This window comes from uncultured Bacteroides sp. (assembly GCF_949298305.1).
GTDB lineage: Bacteria > Bacteroidota > Bacteroidia > Bacteroidales > Bacteroidaceae > Bacteroides.
Genome location: NZ_CASFWU010000010.1, coordinates 44757 through 58777 on the forward strand (window position 1 = coordinate 44757; position 14021 = coordinate 58777).

Below are 14021 nucleotides of genomic sequence, written 5' to 3' on the forward strand. Positions count from 1 at the left end.
GTAGAAATAAAAGCCTTTCATTTGAAAATTAAAAGGCTTTTAATTGGTAATTAAAAGGCTTTCATTTGTGCATTAAAAGGCTTTTAATTTTCAGATAAAAGGCTTTTAATCTATACAAAGGTACGACCATGGACTGGGAAAGGTGGCACCCTGTCCCGGCAAAGGCTGCACTCCGGGGTCAGTCCATCCGTATGATTACCAGCTCGTTGTCATCTACTTGGCTGCTTAGGGGCAGGTCGGGCAGCATCTCCTTCAGCCGCTTTCCTTTGTAGAGGATGGCGGCCCGACGGCCTGCCGTCAGCGTGGGCAGGAGGGAAATGTCCGTACCCTCCACCCGGAAAGGCAGGTCGGCGTAGGTGTACCGGTTCTCCTTGTCCCGCTTGCCGGGCAGGCTGAAGAAGTCGCCCGTCCGCTTGTCGTAGACCAGGGTATGGAGCGTCACCGTCCCCCGGCTGCGGGCGTCGGGCGTATTGTAGCCGCCGGACAGTTCAATCAGCAGATGCCGTTCCGTCTCCACCCAGTTCTCTATCAGGTAATATCCGTCGAGGCTGTTCTTCAGGCTGCCTGTCACGTACTTGCCCGTGGGGCGCTTCAGCGTGCCGAAGTCCAGCCGCCAGACGGCCCGGAGCGTGGAGGCGTCCGCCAGCTCGTAGACGGTGTCGTCGTATGCCATGCGCAGGCGTGTCTTCCCTTCGTATTCATAGATGTCGGTGTCCTCCCCGTTGCGGTAGGTGGAGGTGGGCGTGTAGTCCTCGTCGTCGTTCACCGTGAAGCGGCACAGCGTGTCGCCCTTCTGCCCGAAGGTGCAGAGTCGCGAGCTGAAAGGTTCGGTCATCAGCCAGCCGCCTTCCGTCACGCCGAAGGCGCTGCCCTGCGTCCTGGTGATGGGCAGCTTGCCGGGCAGTTGGTCGGGTGTCCACGGCTCGGAGGCTTCTACCAGTATGTCCCAGGGCAGGGTGGCGACGGCGTACTCGTAGCCGCCGGACTTTCCCTGCTCCGTCTTGCCTCCATAGAGGCCGCGGAGCTGGCGGGCGGACGGGTCGTAGCCCACGCTGCGGAGGGTGCGGTTCATGCGCATGCCATATCCGGTCTGTCCGTTACTCATCTTCATTTCGCTGATTTCCACGTCGTTCTCGAAGAGTACCTTGCGCAGCTTCATGTCCTTGTCCAGCAGGCAGATGCCTTCGTAGTCCGTCAGCATCCAGCCGCCGTCCACGGGCGTCAGCCGGGCTCCGAGGCCACGTCCCTCGTAGCCGGTGGGATGGAAGGAGAGGGTGCCCAGTGCGTTGGGTTGCAACTGGCGCACATCCTTCAGGGCGGCGGGCACGTTGAGCACCTTGGCACCCGTGCGGACGATGGTGGCCCGGTGCTTGATGCCTGCGGGCGGGCGGTAGTCGGCTGCAAAGGTGTCCAGACTGGCGGCAGCCCGTTGGCGCATGGCCTCCTGTCCGATGGCCTTCGCCTCCAGTTCGGCCACCGCTTCCTCGCGGCTCATGCCCGGGCGGCGCTGCCCGCACGAGGCCGCCACAGCCGTCAGAGACAGGGCCGTCAGTAGTAAAACGAGTTTGTTCATCACGATATACATTTATTCCATAGAAGGCAGGACAACATCCGTGCCAAACCGCCAAACGATTATTCGTCAGTAGGTTAACGGCGGAGGCGGGGATGGAAAACGTACGATTCCGTACACCAATCGCACGCTGGCGTACAGTGTTTATCGGAAAAGAATGCGTATCTTTGGGGCACCACAGCGGACACAGAGTTACACGGAGTTCTTTTATGGAAACTCTTATTAAACTCTGTGCTACTCTGTGTCCTCTGTGGTGAACCCCCAAGCCCCCATGAAACAAGGAAAGATACTCATCGTAGACGACAACGAAGACATCCTCTTCACCCTGAAGATGCTGCTGCGCCCGCTGGCCGAACAGGTGACTACCCTCGACGACCCGCGCGAGATGCTGCCCCTGCTGTCGCGCGTCCGCCACGACGTCGTCCTGCTGGACATGAACTTCCGCCGCGACGCCGTCAGCGGACGCGAAGGCTTTGCCTGGCTGGAGGAGATATTGAAACTCGACCCACAGGCAGTGGTCATCTTCATCACCGCCTACAGTGATACGGAGAAAGCTGTGCAGGCTATCAAGCAGGGAGCCACGGACTTCATCCCCAAGCCCTGGCAGAACGACAAACTGCTGACCACCGTATCTGCGGCCCTGCAACTCAGCTTCAGCCGACACGAGGTAACAGTGCTGAAAGAACAAAAGAAGACCCTTGAACAACGTGCCGAAGCGCTGGCCACGCCTGCCGAACCGACACGCATCATCGGCGAGTCGGCCGCCATGCAGGCACTGCTGCAAACCGTGCGCAAGTGCTCGGACACCGATGCCAATCTTCTGCTCTTGGGCGAAAACGGTACGGGCAAGGACCTGCTGGCCCGCTACATCTACGAGCAGTCGCCCCGTCACAGTAAGCCCTACGTAGCCATCGACTTGGGCAGCATCCCCGAACCCCTGTTCGAGAGCGAGCTGTTCGGCTACGAGAAGGGTGCCTTCACCGATGCCCGCCGCTCCAAGCCGGGACGCATGGAGGCCGCCGCGGGCGGCACGCTCTTCCTGAACGAGATAGGCAACCTCAGTCTGCCCATGCAGGCCAAACTGCTCTCCGTCATCGAGCAGCGGCGTGCCTCGCGCCTGGGTTCCACGACCACTTATCCCGTGGACGTACGGCTGATATGCGCCACCAACACCGACCTCTATGCCGCCATCGACCGACGCGAGTTCCGTCAGGACCTCCTCTACCGCATCAATACCATCGAATTGCGTCTGCCTCCTCTGCGCGAACGGGGCGACGACCTCTTCCTGCTGGCCGACTTCTTCGTGCAGCGCTAGTTGCAGCAATACCGCTGGCCGGGCAATGTGCGCGAGCTGGAGCATGCCGTGGAGCGGGCAGTCATCCTTGCCTCCGGACCGATGCTGGCCGCACGCGACTTCCACTTGCAAAGCCGCCTGACGCACGAGCCGCCTGACGGGAAGGAGCGATACAACCTGGAGCGCATCGAGCGCGAAAGCATCGACGAGGTGCTCCGCCTGTGCAACGGAAACATCACCCTGGCCGCCGAGATGCTGGGCATCACGCGGACGTCGCTGTACAGAAGGATTGAGAAGTATAAATTGTAATGAATAAGGAGTAAAAGGGAGTTAGAAGGAGTTATCGCCCGCTTTGGCGGGCTTGGGAGTTAGAAGCCGATAGAACTGGTGACGATTATCGGATTGTCAGGCAAGGGTATCGGCCTCTGACTCCTTCTAACTCCCTTTTACTCCCTCTAACTCCCATAACGAATAAAGATATGACCACCCACTGGCCCCGTACCCCCCTGCTGCTCACCGCCGCCCTGCTGGCCTCGTGCCTCCTCACGGCCTGGATGGCCGTACACGGTTTCTACATCAATATGTGCCTGGCGGCTCTGCTGACGCTGGGCGTTGCCTGGGCCGTCTGCCGCTACATGCGGCGCACATCCCGCCTCATGGAGCGGTTTGTGCAGTCGGTGCGCTACTCCGAGTTTCCCGAAGCCTTTGCGCAGGGCGAGGGAGGCAGTCGTGACTCCTTGCCGCCGGGCTTGCTGGCGAGCATGCAGGATGCCTTGGAGCACTATCGCGCCAACCTGCAGCGACAGGAAGGACGCCTGCTCTACTTCCAGGCACTGGCAAACCATATCGACACCGCCGTACTGGTCTATACGCCGCAGGGCTGCATCGAATGGAAGAACGAGGCCGCTACCCGCCTGCTGGCCACCGCCGTGGACGAACGGCAGGAAAGCACCTGGGTGCTGAAGGCTCCGAAGACCGTGGACGACCTCCGCCACTTCCACCCCGAACTGCCCCGCCTTTTGCGTGACTTGCGTCCCGGCTCGTTACATGTGATACAGGTTCGCCAACAGGCAGAAGAAACGCAGTTGGCCCTGTCGGGCATGGAGTTTATTCTGCAAGGAAGAAAACTGGTCATCGCCAGCCTGAAGAATATCCGTTCGGCACTGGACAGCCAGGAGACACTGGCCTGGCAGAAGCTGATACGGGTGCTGACCCACGAAATCATGAACTCCGTCACCCCCATCATTTCCCTGGCCGAACTGTTAGGCAAGCAGGTGGACGGGCTGGAAGGCAGCGGGCAGGACAAGGAGGACATGCGGCAGATGCTGGCCACCATTGCCCGCCGCGGACAGGCCCTGACGCGCTTCGTAGGCAGCTACCGCGAGGTGTCCCGCTTGCCCCAACCCCTGTTGCAGCCGCTCGACGCCACTGCGCTGTTGGAAGACGTCCTCCGCTTCATGCAGAGCGCCGACAACGATTTGCACCTCACCCCTCCGCCCGCTCCCCTCCGCCTGCTGGCCGACAAGGGACAGGTGGAGCAGGTGCTCATCAACCTGATAAAGAATGCCCGTGAGAATGACGCCCGCCGCATCATGCTTTCGGCAGGTGTCACCCCCACGGGCCGTATCTTTCTCCGTGTGACGGACAACGGAACGGGCATCGAGCCCGAGGTGCAGGAACGCATCTTCATCCCCTTCTTCACCACCAAGCCGGGCGGTTCGGGCATCGGGCTTACGCTGGCCCGTCAGATTATGCTTCGTCACGGCGGTAGCATCGACGTGCGCTCCTGTCCGGGCAAAGGCAGCACCTTCACCTTGCTGTTTCCGTATTACTGATTCAGTTTTCCATTGCCTGGAACTTACGGCTCACCTTCAGCAGGTTCACCGCGTAGGTAACGATGTTCTGTGCCTCCTGAATCATGGTCAGGTAGACCATGCTCACCTTGATGCTGCCCGTCTGGTTCTGGATGCGTTGCAGTTCTTCGCGCTTCAGGTGGGACAGCTGTCCGTTCAGGTCGTTGGCCTTGCGTATCTCGGTCTCCATGCCTGCGTAGTTGTTGTCCTCTATGCGCTGGCGGCAGATTTGCAGCAGGTTGGTGATGTCCTCCGTCACGTCGGCGAACTCGCCCTTCTGGATGGCATCCAACGGCATGAAGTTGTTGTCCACATGCTCCAGGCAAGGTTCACACAGACGGCCTACGCTGTACACCAGTTCGCTGGCAAAGTCGTTGCCCTGGTAGTAGTAGAGGCCTTTCTCCAGCACCGTGTTGTTGTCCAGGCGGCACATGGCCAGCGTGCCCGTGCGCTTCATCTGCTTCACCAGCTGCTTCTCGAACTTCACGGCTCCCATGGAGCGGCGCAGTCCGCGCAGGTTCTCGTGCAGGAAGGAGGTACCTGTACGCTCAAAGTTCTCCTGGGTGAACTCCAGTATCTTGGCCAGTTCCTCGCGGGTATGCTTGCGCAGCAGGTTCAGCACTTCGTCGTTGTCTGTGCTTTGCATCAGCTGCTTGATGGTTTCGTTGCCTTTCTCTTTCTCCTTGCGCTTCTTGTACATCACCTGGCTGCGCACCAGCATGAATACGGCCAGGGCAATGAGCAGGATGATGGCGGTGGTGCCGCCGAAGTAGACGATGAGCGTCACGAAGAAGCAGATGGTGAAGGCTGCACCAGCCGTGATGAACCAGCCGCCGATGACGCTGAGCACACCCGTGATGCGGAAGACGGCCGAGTCGCGACTCCAGGCACGGTCGGCCAGCGAGGTACCCATGGCTACCATGAAGGTGACGTAGGTGGTGGAGAGGGGCAGTTTCAGCGAGGTACCCAAGGCAATGAGCAGGCCGGCCAGCACCAGATTGACGGAGGCACGCACCAGGTCGAAGGCGGCGCCGTCGGCAATGATGGCTTCGTCCTTGCGGAAGCGGGTGTCTATCCAACGCTTGCCGCTTTCGGGTACGATTTTGGAGATGCCGTTGGCCAGCGTCATGCTGAAGCGAACCAGTGTGCGGGCTATTGGGGTACTGCCGAAGTTCTCCTCTCCTTCGTCCTGACGGGAGAGGTCGACGGAGGTCTTGATGACGTTGTGTGCCTTCTTCGAGGTGCAGAGGGCATAGACCATGATGACACCCGCGCCGAAGAGGAAGTACCACGGCGTCTTGGCGGGGCCCAGCAGGGACGACATCAGGAAACCGTCCACTCCGCTGCCTGTCCCGTTGGCCATGTAGTCGGTATAGGCCGAGAATCCGGCAAGGGGCACACCGATGAAGTTCACCAAGTCGTTGCCCGCAAAGGCCAGTGCCAATGCAAAGGTACCCATCAGCACCACTACCTTGAACACGTTGACCTTCAGCCAGTGGAGTATCTGCATCAGGATGGTGAAGACAACAAAGAATACGACAATCAGCATGCCGGTGTTGTCTTGTATCCAGTGCTTGTATTCGGCAGTCATGAAGGAGCTGTCCTTCAGACCCTTGATGAGCATGAAATAGATGATGGAAGTGGCGGCGATGCCTCCGAACAGGGCAATGCTGTACTTCATCTTCTTCTCATAATTGAAGGTGAAGACGATGCGGGCCAACCATTGCACCAACATACCGAAGAAGAAGGCGATGGCCACCGAGACAAAGATACCCATGATGACGGACAGGGCTTTGTCGGTGTTGATGAGGTCCCCCAAACCCAGCGTATCGCTGCCATAGACCTTGATGAGCGCCAGCGCAAACGTACCGCCCAGCAGCTCGAAAACCATCGAGACGGTGGTGGAGGTGGGCATACCCATGGTGTTGAACACGTCCAGCAGGACGACGTCCGTCAGCATGACCGCCAGCAGAATACACATAATCTCCGCAAAGTAGAAATGCTGCGGCTGGTAGATGCCGTGTCGTGCAATGTCCATCATGCCGTTGGAGAGTGCCGCTCCGATGAAGACGCCGACGCCGGCAATGAACAGCATGGTCTTGAACGAGGCCGCCTTGGCTCCTACGGCCGACTGAAGAAAATTGACCGCGTCGTTGCTGACACCCACCACCAGGTCGAATACCGCGAGGATGAACAGAAAGACAACGATACCTAAGTAGATTGTTTCCATGACAAATATGAATTTTATTTCTGGGTGCAAAGGAACGGGATTCGTGTTGCAGCAGAATGTCATACATGTTACAACCGTGTTACAAATGCAGGGTTGCACACGGCAGGGCAGGCCGCAGCCTTGTATCTTCCAAAATTCCTCATCCGCTATTCTTCATTCTTCGTTTAATCCATTATCTTTGCAGGTGTTGAACAGTAAAATACGTTGCACCATGAAATATCCCATCGGAATACAGAGCTTTGACCGCATCATTGAGGACGGTTATGTTTATGTGGACAAGACTGCCCTAATCTATAAACTGACGCACGACGGAAGCATTTATTTCCTGAGCCGTCCGCGCCGCTTCGGCAAGAGCTTGCTGGTATCCACCCTGGAGAATTACTTTGAGGGCCGCAAGGAGCTGTTCAAGGGGCTGGCCATCGAGGGGCTGGAGAAGGAGTGGGGGACTTACCCTGTATTTCATGTGGACTTCAACAGCACCAATTTTACCAATCCGGGCGAGCTGGAGAAGAAGATTGACTTCCTGGTGTCGGAGTGGGAAAAGAAGTACAGTCTGCCCTGCCGTAAGGACGAGCTGGGCCGCGGCGACCGCTTTGCGGAAGTGCTGCGCGCCGTCCACGAACAGACGGGCCGTCGCTGCGTGGTGCTCATCGACGAGTACGACAAGCCGATACTCGACGTGCTGGATGTGGATGAAGAGTTGGAAGACCGGCACCGCAACGTTCTGAAGAGTTTCTACTCCGTGTTCAAGGCTGCCGACAGCCACCTGCGGTTCGTGCTGCTGACGGGGGTGACCAAGTTTTCGCAGGTGAGCGTGTTCAGCGGCTTCAACCAGCCGGACGACATCAGCATGAGCACCGACTACGAAGCCCTGTGCGGCATCACGCAGGAGGAGCTGGAGCAGTATTTTGCCGAACCCATCGCACGGATGGCGGGGGAATACAGCACTACGGTGGAGGATATGAAGGTACGCCTGAAAGCACAGTACGACGGCTATCACTTCAGTAAACGCCTGACGGACATTTACAACCCCTTCAGTCTGCTCAATGCCATGAAGAATTACAGCCTGGACAATTACTGGTTCCGTTCGGGCACGCCCACCTATCTCATCCGCCTGCTCTCCCACTTCGACGAGAACCTCAACGAACTGACCGGCAAGTTCTACCCCATGGAGGAATTCATCGACTACAAGGCCGACGTGGAGAAGCCGCTGCCCATGATTTACCAGAGCGGCTACCTCACCATCAAACAATACGACATCCTCTTCAACACCTTCCTGCTGGACTTCCCCAACAACGAGGTGAAGAACGGCTTCCTCACCATGCTGGCCTCATCCTACCTGAAGCCGGCCGAAAACACTTCCTCGTGGGTGAGGGATGTGGTCATTGCCATGCGTGGCGGCGAGGTGGAGAAGCTGCGCACGCTGTTCACCTCTTTCCTGGCCAGCATTCCCTACACCATGCGGCGCAAGGAGGGCGAGGCCGAGCGCGAACGCTACTTCCAATATACCTTCTACCTGATTATGCGTCTCATCAGTGTCTATACTGTCTACTTGGAGAAAGTGCAGAGCCAAGGACGGGTGGACTGCGTTGTGGAGACACCGCAATACATCTACGTCTTCGAGTTCAAGCTGGACGGAACGGCGGCTGAGGCCCTGCGGCAGATTCAGGAAAAGGGTTATGCGCTGGAGTACTCTGCCGACACGCGCAGGGTGTATCAGGTGGGAGCCGCTTTCTCGTCCGAGACGGGCAGCATCAGCGACTGGGAGGTCGTCTGACGGAAGTGCTTCTTTCACGCCATTCTTTTTCTACACGCTTTGCTGCTTGTTCTTCAAGTATTCATAGAAAGTATATTGCGAGCGCACCTTTTCCTTCTGCGGGTGGGGTGACTTCCAGCAGTTGCGCAGTTGGTCGTCCACCAGACAGGCCTTCCGCTTGTCGGCCAGCTGGATGGCCAGCATGTCGGAGAGTTCCTGCTTCAGGTCGGCGTCCAGGATGGGCGTGACGGCCTCGATGCGGCGGTAGAGGTTGCGGCGCATCCAGTCGGGCGAGCCCAGGAAAATCTTCGGGTTGCCTCCGTTGCCGAAGTACCAGACGCGGGCGTGTTCGAGGAACGTGTCCACAATGCGGGTCACGCGGATGTTGCGGCTGTATGCCTGTCCGGGGATGAGGCAGCAGATGCCGCGCACGATGAGGTCAATCTCCACGCCGGCCTGCGAGGCTTCGTACAGGCGGTCTATCATGGCGGGGTCTTGCAGGGCGTTCATCTTGAGGATGATGCGCCCTTTTTTTCCGCTTTTGGCCAACTCTATTTCGCGGTCGATGAGGCGGTTCAGTTCGGGTATCAGGTTGAACTGCGCCACCAGCAGACGGCGGAATTTCGGGTTCTGTTTGCCCTGAAGGGTGCGGAACAGGTTGTGCAGGTCGCGCACGATAACGGGGTTGCTGGTGAACAGGCCGCTGTCCGCGTAGAGGGTGGCGGTCTTTTCGTTGAAGTTGCCCGTGCTGATGTAGGCGTACCCGGCCGTCAGGGGAGGCGTCTGCCTGCCTTTGCGCAGCACCAGCGCCACTTTGGCGTGTACCTTCAGTTTGGGGATGCTGTAAATGATGTTGATGCCTGCGTTCTTCATCATTTCGGCGGTGGCCAGGTTGTTTTCCTCGTCGAAGCGTGCTTTCAGCTCCACGAATACCGTCACCTTCTTGCCGTTTTGCGCAGCGGCTATCAGCGTGTTGATGACGGCCGAGTTCTCCGCCACGCGATATTGCGTCACCATGATTTCGCGTACGGTGGGGTCGTGCACCGCTTCGTAGAGGAAGTGGATGAAGTGGTCGAAGGAGTGGTAGGGATAGTGCAGCAGCAGGTCTTTCTTCTCCACGTAACGGAAGATGGACTCACGTTCGTCCAGGTAGGTGAGCTTCATGGGCTGAGGCTTGCGGACGGGACGCACGATGTGGTCGGGATTGGGCAGGTGGCGCAAGTCTTCCAGATTGAGATGCTTGTCGCCCGGCACCAGCTCGCTGCGGTCAATGCGGTAGGCATCTATCAGGAAATCGAGGAAATCGGCCGGCATGGCGCGGTCGTAGACAAAGCGGCACACGGCGCCTATCTTGCGCTTCTTGATTTTTGTCTTCACCTGCTCGATGATTTCGGATGTGTTGGCCGCATCGTCTATCAGGATGTCAGCGTCTCTTGAAATCTTGATGCAATAGCTGCTCTCCACCTCGTAGCCGGGAAAGATGGTGTCCAGATTGGCCTTGATGATGTCCTCAATGAACATCAGGTAGCGGTCGTCCCCCCTGCGTGGCAGTTCGATGAAGCGGGGCACCTTGCTGTAGGGCAGCTTCATCACGAAGTATTCGGGCTGTCGGCGCCCGTCGGCCGGTGAGGGAGACTTGGGGAGCAGGCGCGCGGCCAGATAGAGGCGGTTGTCGCGCAGGAAGGAGACAATCTTTTCCTTGTTGACAGGTACGGGGGCCAGGTAGGGAAATATCTCTTCGCGGAAGAAACGGCGTACAAACTCCTGGTGGAAGGGCTCCACGTTGCGGCTCTGATAGAAAATGATGTGCTGTCGGCGGAGGGCGGGCAGAATCTTCTGTTCGTAGATGCGGATACGTTCCTCCAGCTGGCGGTTCACCTCGCTGTTAATCTCCTCCACCAGTTCGACGGCAGCCTGCACGCTCTCCTCATCGCTGCGGACGGCCCCGCCGGCAATGGCCTTGTGGTCGGCCACACGTATCTTGTAGAATTCCTCCAGATTGGACGAGTAGATGGAGATGAAGTTGATGCGTTCATATAGCGGCAGCGTGCCGTCCTCGGCTTCCATCAATACGCGGTAGTTGAACGACAGCCAGCTGATGTCCCGTTTGAAATATCTGTTTTCCATGAAGATTCAAGTTTGGCGGTTCGCTCCTGTCCGTGGTCCGTTTCCGACATTCTGACAAAAAAAGGTCATTCCGATATAGGAAGGAGCTAAAATCTGACCAAATATAACTACCTTTGTACAAATAAACAAAAGAAAAATGATAAAAATAGGTTTGTTATCGGATACGCACGGCTATTGGGACGAGAAATACCTGCAATACTTCGAGTCGTGTGACGAAATCTGGCATGCGGGCGACATCGGCTCGATGGAGGTTGCCCGGAAGCTGGAGGCTTTCCGCCCCTTTCGGGCGGTTTATGGCAACATTGACGGGCAGGACATCCGCCGCATCTATCCCCAGACCCTCCGTTTCAAGGTGGAGGGGGCGGAGGTGCTGATGAAACACATCGGCGGCTATCCCGGTAAGTACGACCCCTCCATTGCGGGCAGCATCCTCACGCGTCCGCCCAAGCTGTTCATCAGCGGCCACTCGCACATCCTGAAGGTGAAATATGACAAGACGCTCGATTTGCTCCACATCAATCCGGGGGCGGCCGGCAAGTACGGCTTTCACAAAGTGCGCACACTGGTACGTTTTGTCATTGAGGACGGTATGTTCAAGGATTTGGAAGTGGTGGAGCTGGCCGGATAATCTGCTGTCTTGAGTAAACACTCCTCTCTATATGGGGGAAGCTGGTTGCTGGCCGGTACTTTGCATAAATAGTTGTAAACACAAGTGAAATAGCCAATAGAATTGGAAAGTACCATGAGTTTACCGTAAAAAGGAAGTGATAAAGCCGGAGAAGTGTTATATGCTTCCATAGGCTGCCCGCATCGCGTAAAGACGGAGGAGAGGTGGGGTATGGGCATAAAAAAGGAGTACCGCTGTACTCCAACCTTTGTTAACCTTAAATCTAATACTATGAAAAACACGTTGTAAAGGTACGGACTTTCGGGACAATTGCAAACAAAACAGGCGGAAAATGTGATATTCTAACATGTTTTATCGTTTTTGCTTGTATTGTTAACACTTATAAGGGTGTTTGTGTCCGGAGGAGTGTTTGGTCCGTCGTATGATTGATTGGGCCGTTGCTTGAATAGTGTTCGGGGCAGAACCGTTAAGGTGCGGGTTGTACTCTCTTTTATTGTCGGCTGATGGGTATTGCTTCACGTTTTTCAGTTTGTTCCGAATATCAGGATAATACTTGCAAAAAGTTGTATTTTGGCGGATTCTGCTGACGCTGACTGTTTGTAGATGGTGTAAAATAGAGGTCGGAAAGACGCCTGTGGGGGGCTTGCTGTCTCCTCCGGGCAAGCGCCGTCCGTCCACGATGCAAGCTTCGTCCGTTCAGAATGCTTGTTCCGTCCGTCCACAATGCTTGTTCCGTCCGTCCACAATGCTTGTTCCGTCCGTCCACAATGCTTGTTCCGTCCGTGCAGAATGCTTGTACGGCTCGTCCAAAAGCCTTGTTCCGGCCTTTGGGAAGGCTGGTTGGCTCCTCTAAAGTGGCTTTGGGAAGCTGTAAAGTGGGTATTTCCCTCCCTCGGAAGCTGTTTTTCTCTCTCTTTCAAATGTAAGGATTTCGCTATCTTGCTGCCATGCTGTTGGTTATGGATTTTTGTTCCCGTTTTTTCGTGCAAGCCGGACAGAAGGCCGAAATAACGGATTCTCACGCATCAGGAAAGTCAAAGTGTCAAAATGTAAATCCGTGGCGATGATGGTGATTGTAATACGAGGGCGGAAGCTGGATGCTGGGAAGTTTATGGACGAGTGCTTGTGCGTATGGTCGATATTTGCAAGTTTGCCTGCCTGGAGAATTGGAGCGGATGGGGATATGGCGTGAAAGTTCCGGAGTTGGGGTATGGACATAAAAAAAGGAGTACCGCTGTACTCCAACCTTTGTTAACCTTAAATCTAATACTATGAAAAACACAGTGCAAAGGTACGCACTTTGGGGTAATCTGCAAATAATTGGATGAAAAACTTTCGATTTGTAACAAGTTTTATCGTTTGTTTGCTGGTTGTTAACATACCGGGCGTCTTTTTTCCTTCTTCTCAATCCTTTTTCTTCGCGGAGGGCCGGCTTTTCGGGGATTGTCCGGCGGGAAAGCAGGGAAGGGGTACGGACTTCCTTTTGCACGGAGGGCCTGCGGAGGGGGAAGGCCCAGGGGGCTGTAATGAAAAAAACAATCGTTTTATTTTGTACTGCATCCGCTTTGCGCTATCTTTGTACCCTGAATAGCAACGAGAGCCGTGGGGCATCGTCCTCCTTCTTATTTTATTCTCCGATTGACAATTTTAAATACAAAGAACTGAAATATGAAAGGAATTATTCTTGCCGGTGGCAGTGCTACCCGACTCTATCCGTTGTCCAAGGCTATCTCCAAGCAGATTATGCCCGTCTACGACAAGCCCATGATTTATTATCCCCTCTCCACACTGATGCTGGCCGGCATCCGTGAGGTGCTCATCATTTCCACCCCGCGCGACCTGCCCATGTTTCGCGAGTTGCTGGGAACGGGCGAGGAGCTGGGCATGTCCTTCTCCTACAAGATTCAGGAAAAGCCTAACGGATTGGCACAGGCCTTTGTATTGGGTGCCGAGTTCCTGAACGGCGAGCCGGGGTGTCTCATCCTGGGCGACAACCTGTTCTACGGACAAGGCTTCTCGGCCATGCTGAAGCGTGCCGCTTCCATCGAGAAGGGTGCCTGCATCTTCGGCTATTATGTGAAAGACCCGCGTGCCTATGGCGTGGTGGAATTTGATGCCGACGGAAAGGCCGTGTCGCTGGAAGAAAAGCCGGCCCATCCGAAGAGCAACTATGCCGTTCCCGGCCTTTACTTCTACGATGCCACCGTCACCGAGAAGGCTGCTGCCCTGAAGCCCTCGGCCCGCGGCGAATACGAGATTACCGACCTGAACCGCCTCTATCTGGAAGAGGGTACGTTGCGTGTGGAGCTCTTCGGACGTGGCTTTGCCTGGCTCGATACGGGCAACTGCGACAGCCTGCTCGAAGCCAGCAACTTCGTGGCTACCATCCAGAACCGTCAGGGCTTCCGCGTGAGCTGCATTGAGGAGATTGCCTGGCGCAAGGGTTGGATAGACTCCGACCAGCTCTACCGCCTGGGCGAACAGCTGGGCAAGACGGAGTATGGCAACTACCTGATGGAGCTGGCTGAATCTCATCGCAACAAATGAGATGAAATCTTATATC

The 14021-nt window shown here is 56.4% G+C and carries 7 protein-coding genes and 1 pseudogene; 5 read left to right on the top strand and 3 right to left on the bottom strand.

The window, feature by feature from the left end; all coding sequences use genetic code 11:
• Nucleotides 1-178: 178 nt before the first annotated feature.
• On the bottom strand, nucleotides 179-1573 hold the full coding sequence (locus Q1Y74_RS02440; RefSeq protein ID WP_300812151.1) for a DUF4933 domain-containing protein: 1395 nt from the start codon (nucleotides 1571-1573) through the stop codon (nucleotides 179-181).
• Nucleotides 1574-1841: 268 nt separating this feature from the next.
• Here Q1Y74_RS02440 and Q1Y74_RS02445 point away from each other — a divergent pair.
• Nucleotides 1842-3173, top strand: a pseudogene (locus tag Q1Y74_RS02445) (sigma-54 dependent transcriptional regulator).
• 170 nt (nucleotides 3174-3343) lie between these two features.
• The gene (locus Q1Y74_RS02450) at nucleotides 3344-4699 is read left to right on the top strand and encodes an ATP-binding protein (RefSeq protein WP_300812125.1); all 1356 of its coding nucleotides are present in this window, start codon (nucleotides 3344-3346) and stop codon (nucleotides 4697-4699) included.
• A gap of 1 nt (nucleotide 4700) precedes the next feature.
• Here the strand turns inward: Q1Y74_RS02450 and Q1Y74_RS02455 are convergent, their stop codons facing one another.
• Complete coding sequence (locus Q1Y74_RS02455) at nucleotides 4701-6947, bottom strand: inorganic phosphate transporter (RefSeq protein ID WP_300812126.1); 2247 nt, start codon at nucleotides 6945-6947, stop codon at nucleotides 4701-4703.
• Between the two features lie 211 nt (nucleotides 6948-7158).
• On the opposite strand from Q1Y74_RS02455, the gene Q1Y74_RS02460 reads away from it, so the two are divergent.
• On the top strand, nucleotides 7159-8724 hold the full coding sequence (locus Q1Y74_RS02460) for an ATP-binding protein (RefSeq protein ID WP_300812127.1): 1566 nt from the start codon (nucleotides 7159-7161) through the stop codon (nucleotides 8722-8724).
• A 30-nt stretch (nucleotides 8725-8754) separates the two neighbouring features.
• Here the strand turns inward: Q1Y74_RS02460 and Q1Y74_RS02465 are convergent, their stop codons facing one another.
• Nucleotides 8755-10830, bottom strand: a complete 2076-nt coding sequence (locus Q1Y74_RS02465) for an RNA degradosome polyphosphate kinase (RefSeq protein WP_300812128.1) — start codon at nucleotides 10828-10830, stop codon at nucleotides 8755-8757.
• 136 nt (nucleotides 10831-10966) lie between these two features.
• On the opposite strand from Q1Y74_RS02465, the gene Q1Y74_RS02470 reads away from it, so the two are divergent.
• Both Q1Y74_RS02470 and rfbA read left to right on the top strand, forming a co-directional pair.
• Entirely contained in the window at nucleotides 10967-11458 is a 492-nt protein-coding gene (locus Q1Y74_RS02470) for a metallophosphoesterase family protein (protein WP_300812129.1), read from the top strand.
• A 1668-nt stretch (nucleotides 11459-13126) separates the two neighbouring features.
• Complete coding sequence (gene rfbA / locus Q1Y74_RS02475; RefSeq protein WP_300812130.1) at nucleotides 13127-14005, top strand: glucose-1-phosphate thymidylyltransferase RfbA; 879 nt, start codon at nucleotides 13127-13129, stop codon at nucleotides 14003-14005.
• Nucleotides 14006-14021 lie beyond the last annotated feature (16 nt).

Coding starts and splice junctions, on each gene's coding strand:
- Q1Y74_RS02450 (WP_300812125.1), top strand. CDS start 3,344: ATGACCACCCACTGGCCCCGTACCCCCCTGCTGCTCACCGCCGCCCTG.
- rfbA (WP_300812130.1), top strand. CDS start 13,127: ATGAAAGGAATTATTCTTGCCGGTGGCAGTGCTACCCGACTCTATCCG.
- Q1Y74_RS02470 (WP_300812129.1), top strand. CDS start 10,967: ATGATAAAAATAGGTTTGTTATCGGATACGCACGGCTATTGGGACGAG.
- Q1Y74_RS02460 (WP_300812127.1), top strand. CDS start 7,159: ATGAAATATCCCATCGGAATACAGAGCTTTGACCGCATCATTGAGGAC.
- Q1Y74_RS02455 (WP_300812126.1), bottom strand. CDS start 6,947: ATGGAAACAATCTACTTAGGTATCGTTGTCTTTCTGTTCATCCTCGCG.
- Q1Y74_RS02465 (WP_300812128.1), bottom strand. CDS start 10,830: ATGGAAAACAGATATTTCAAACGGGACATCAGCTGGCTGTCGTTCAAC.
- Q1Y74_RS02440 (WP_300812151.1), bottom strand. CDS start 1,573: ATGAACAAACTCGTTTTACTACTGACGGCCCTGTCTCTGACGGCTGTG.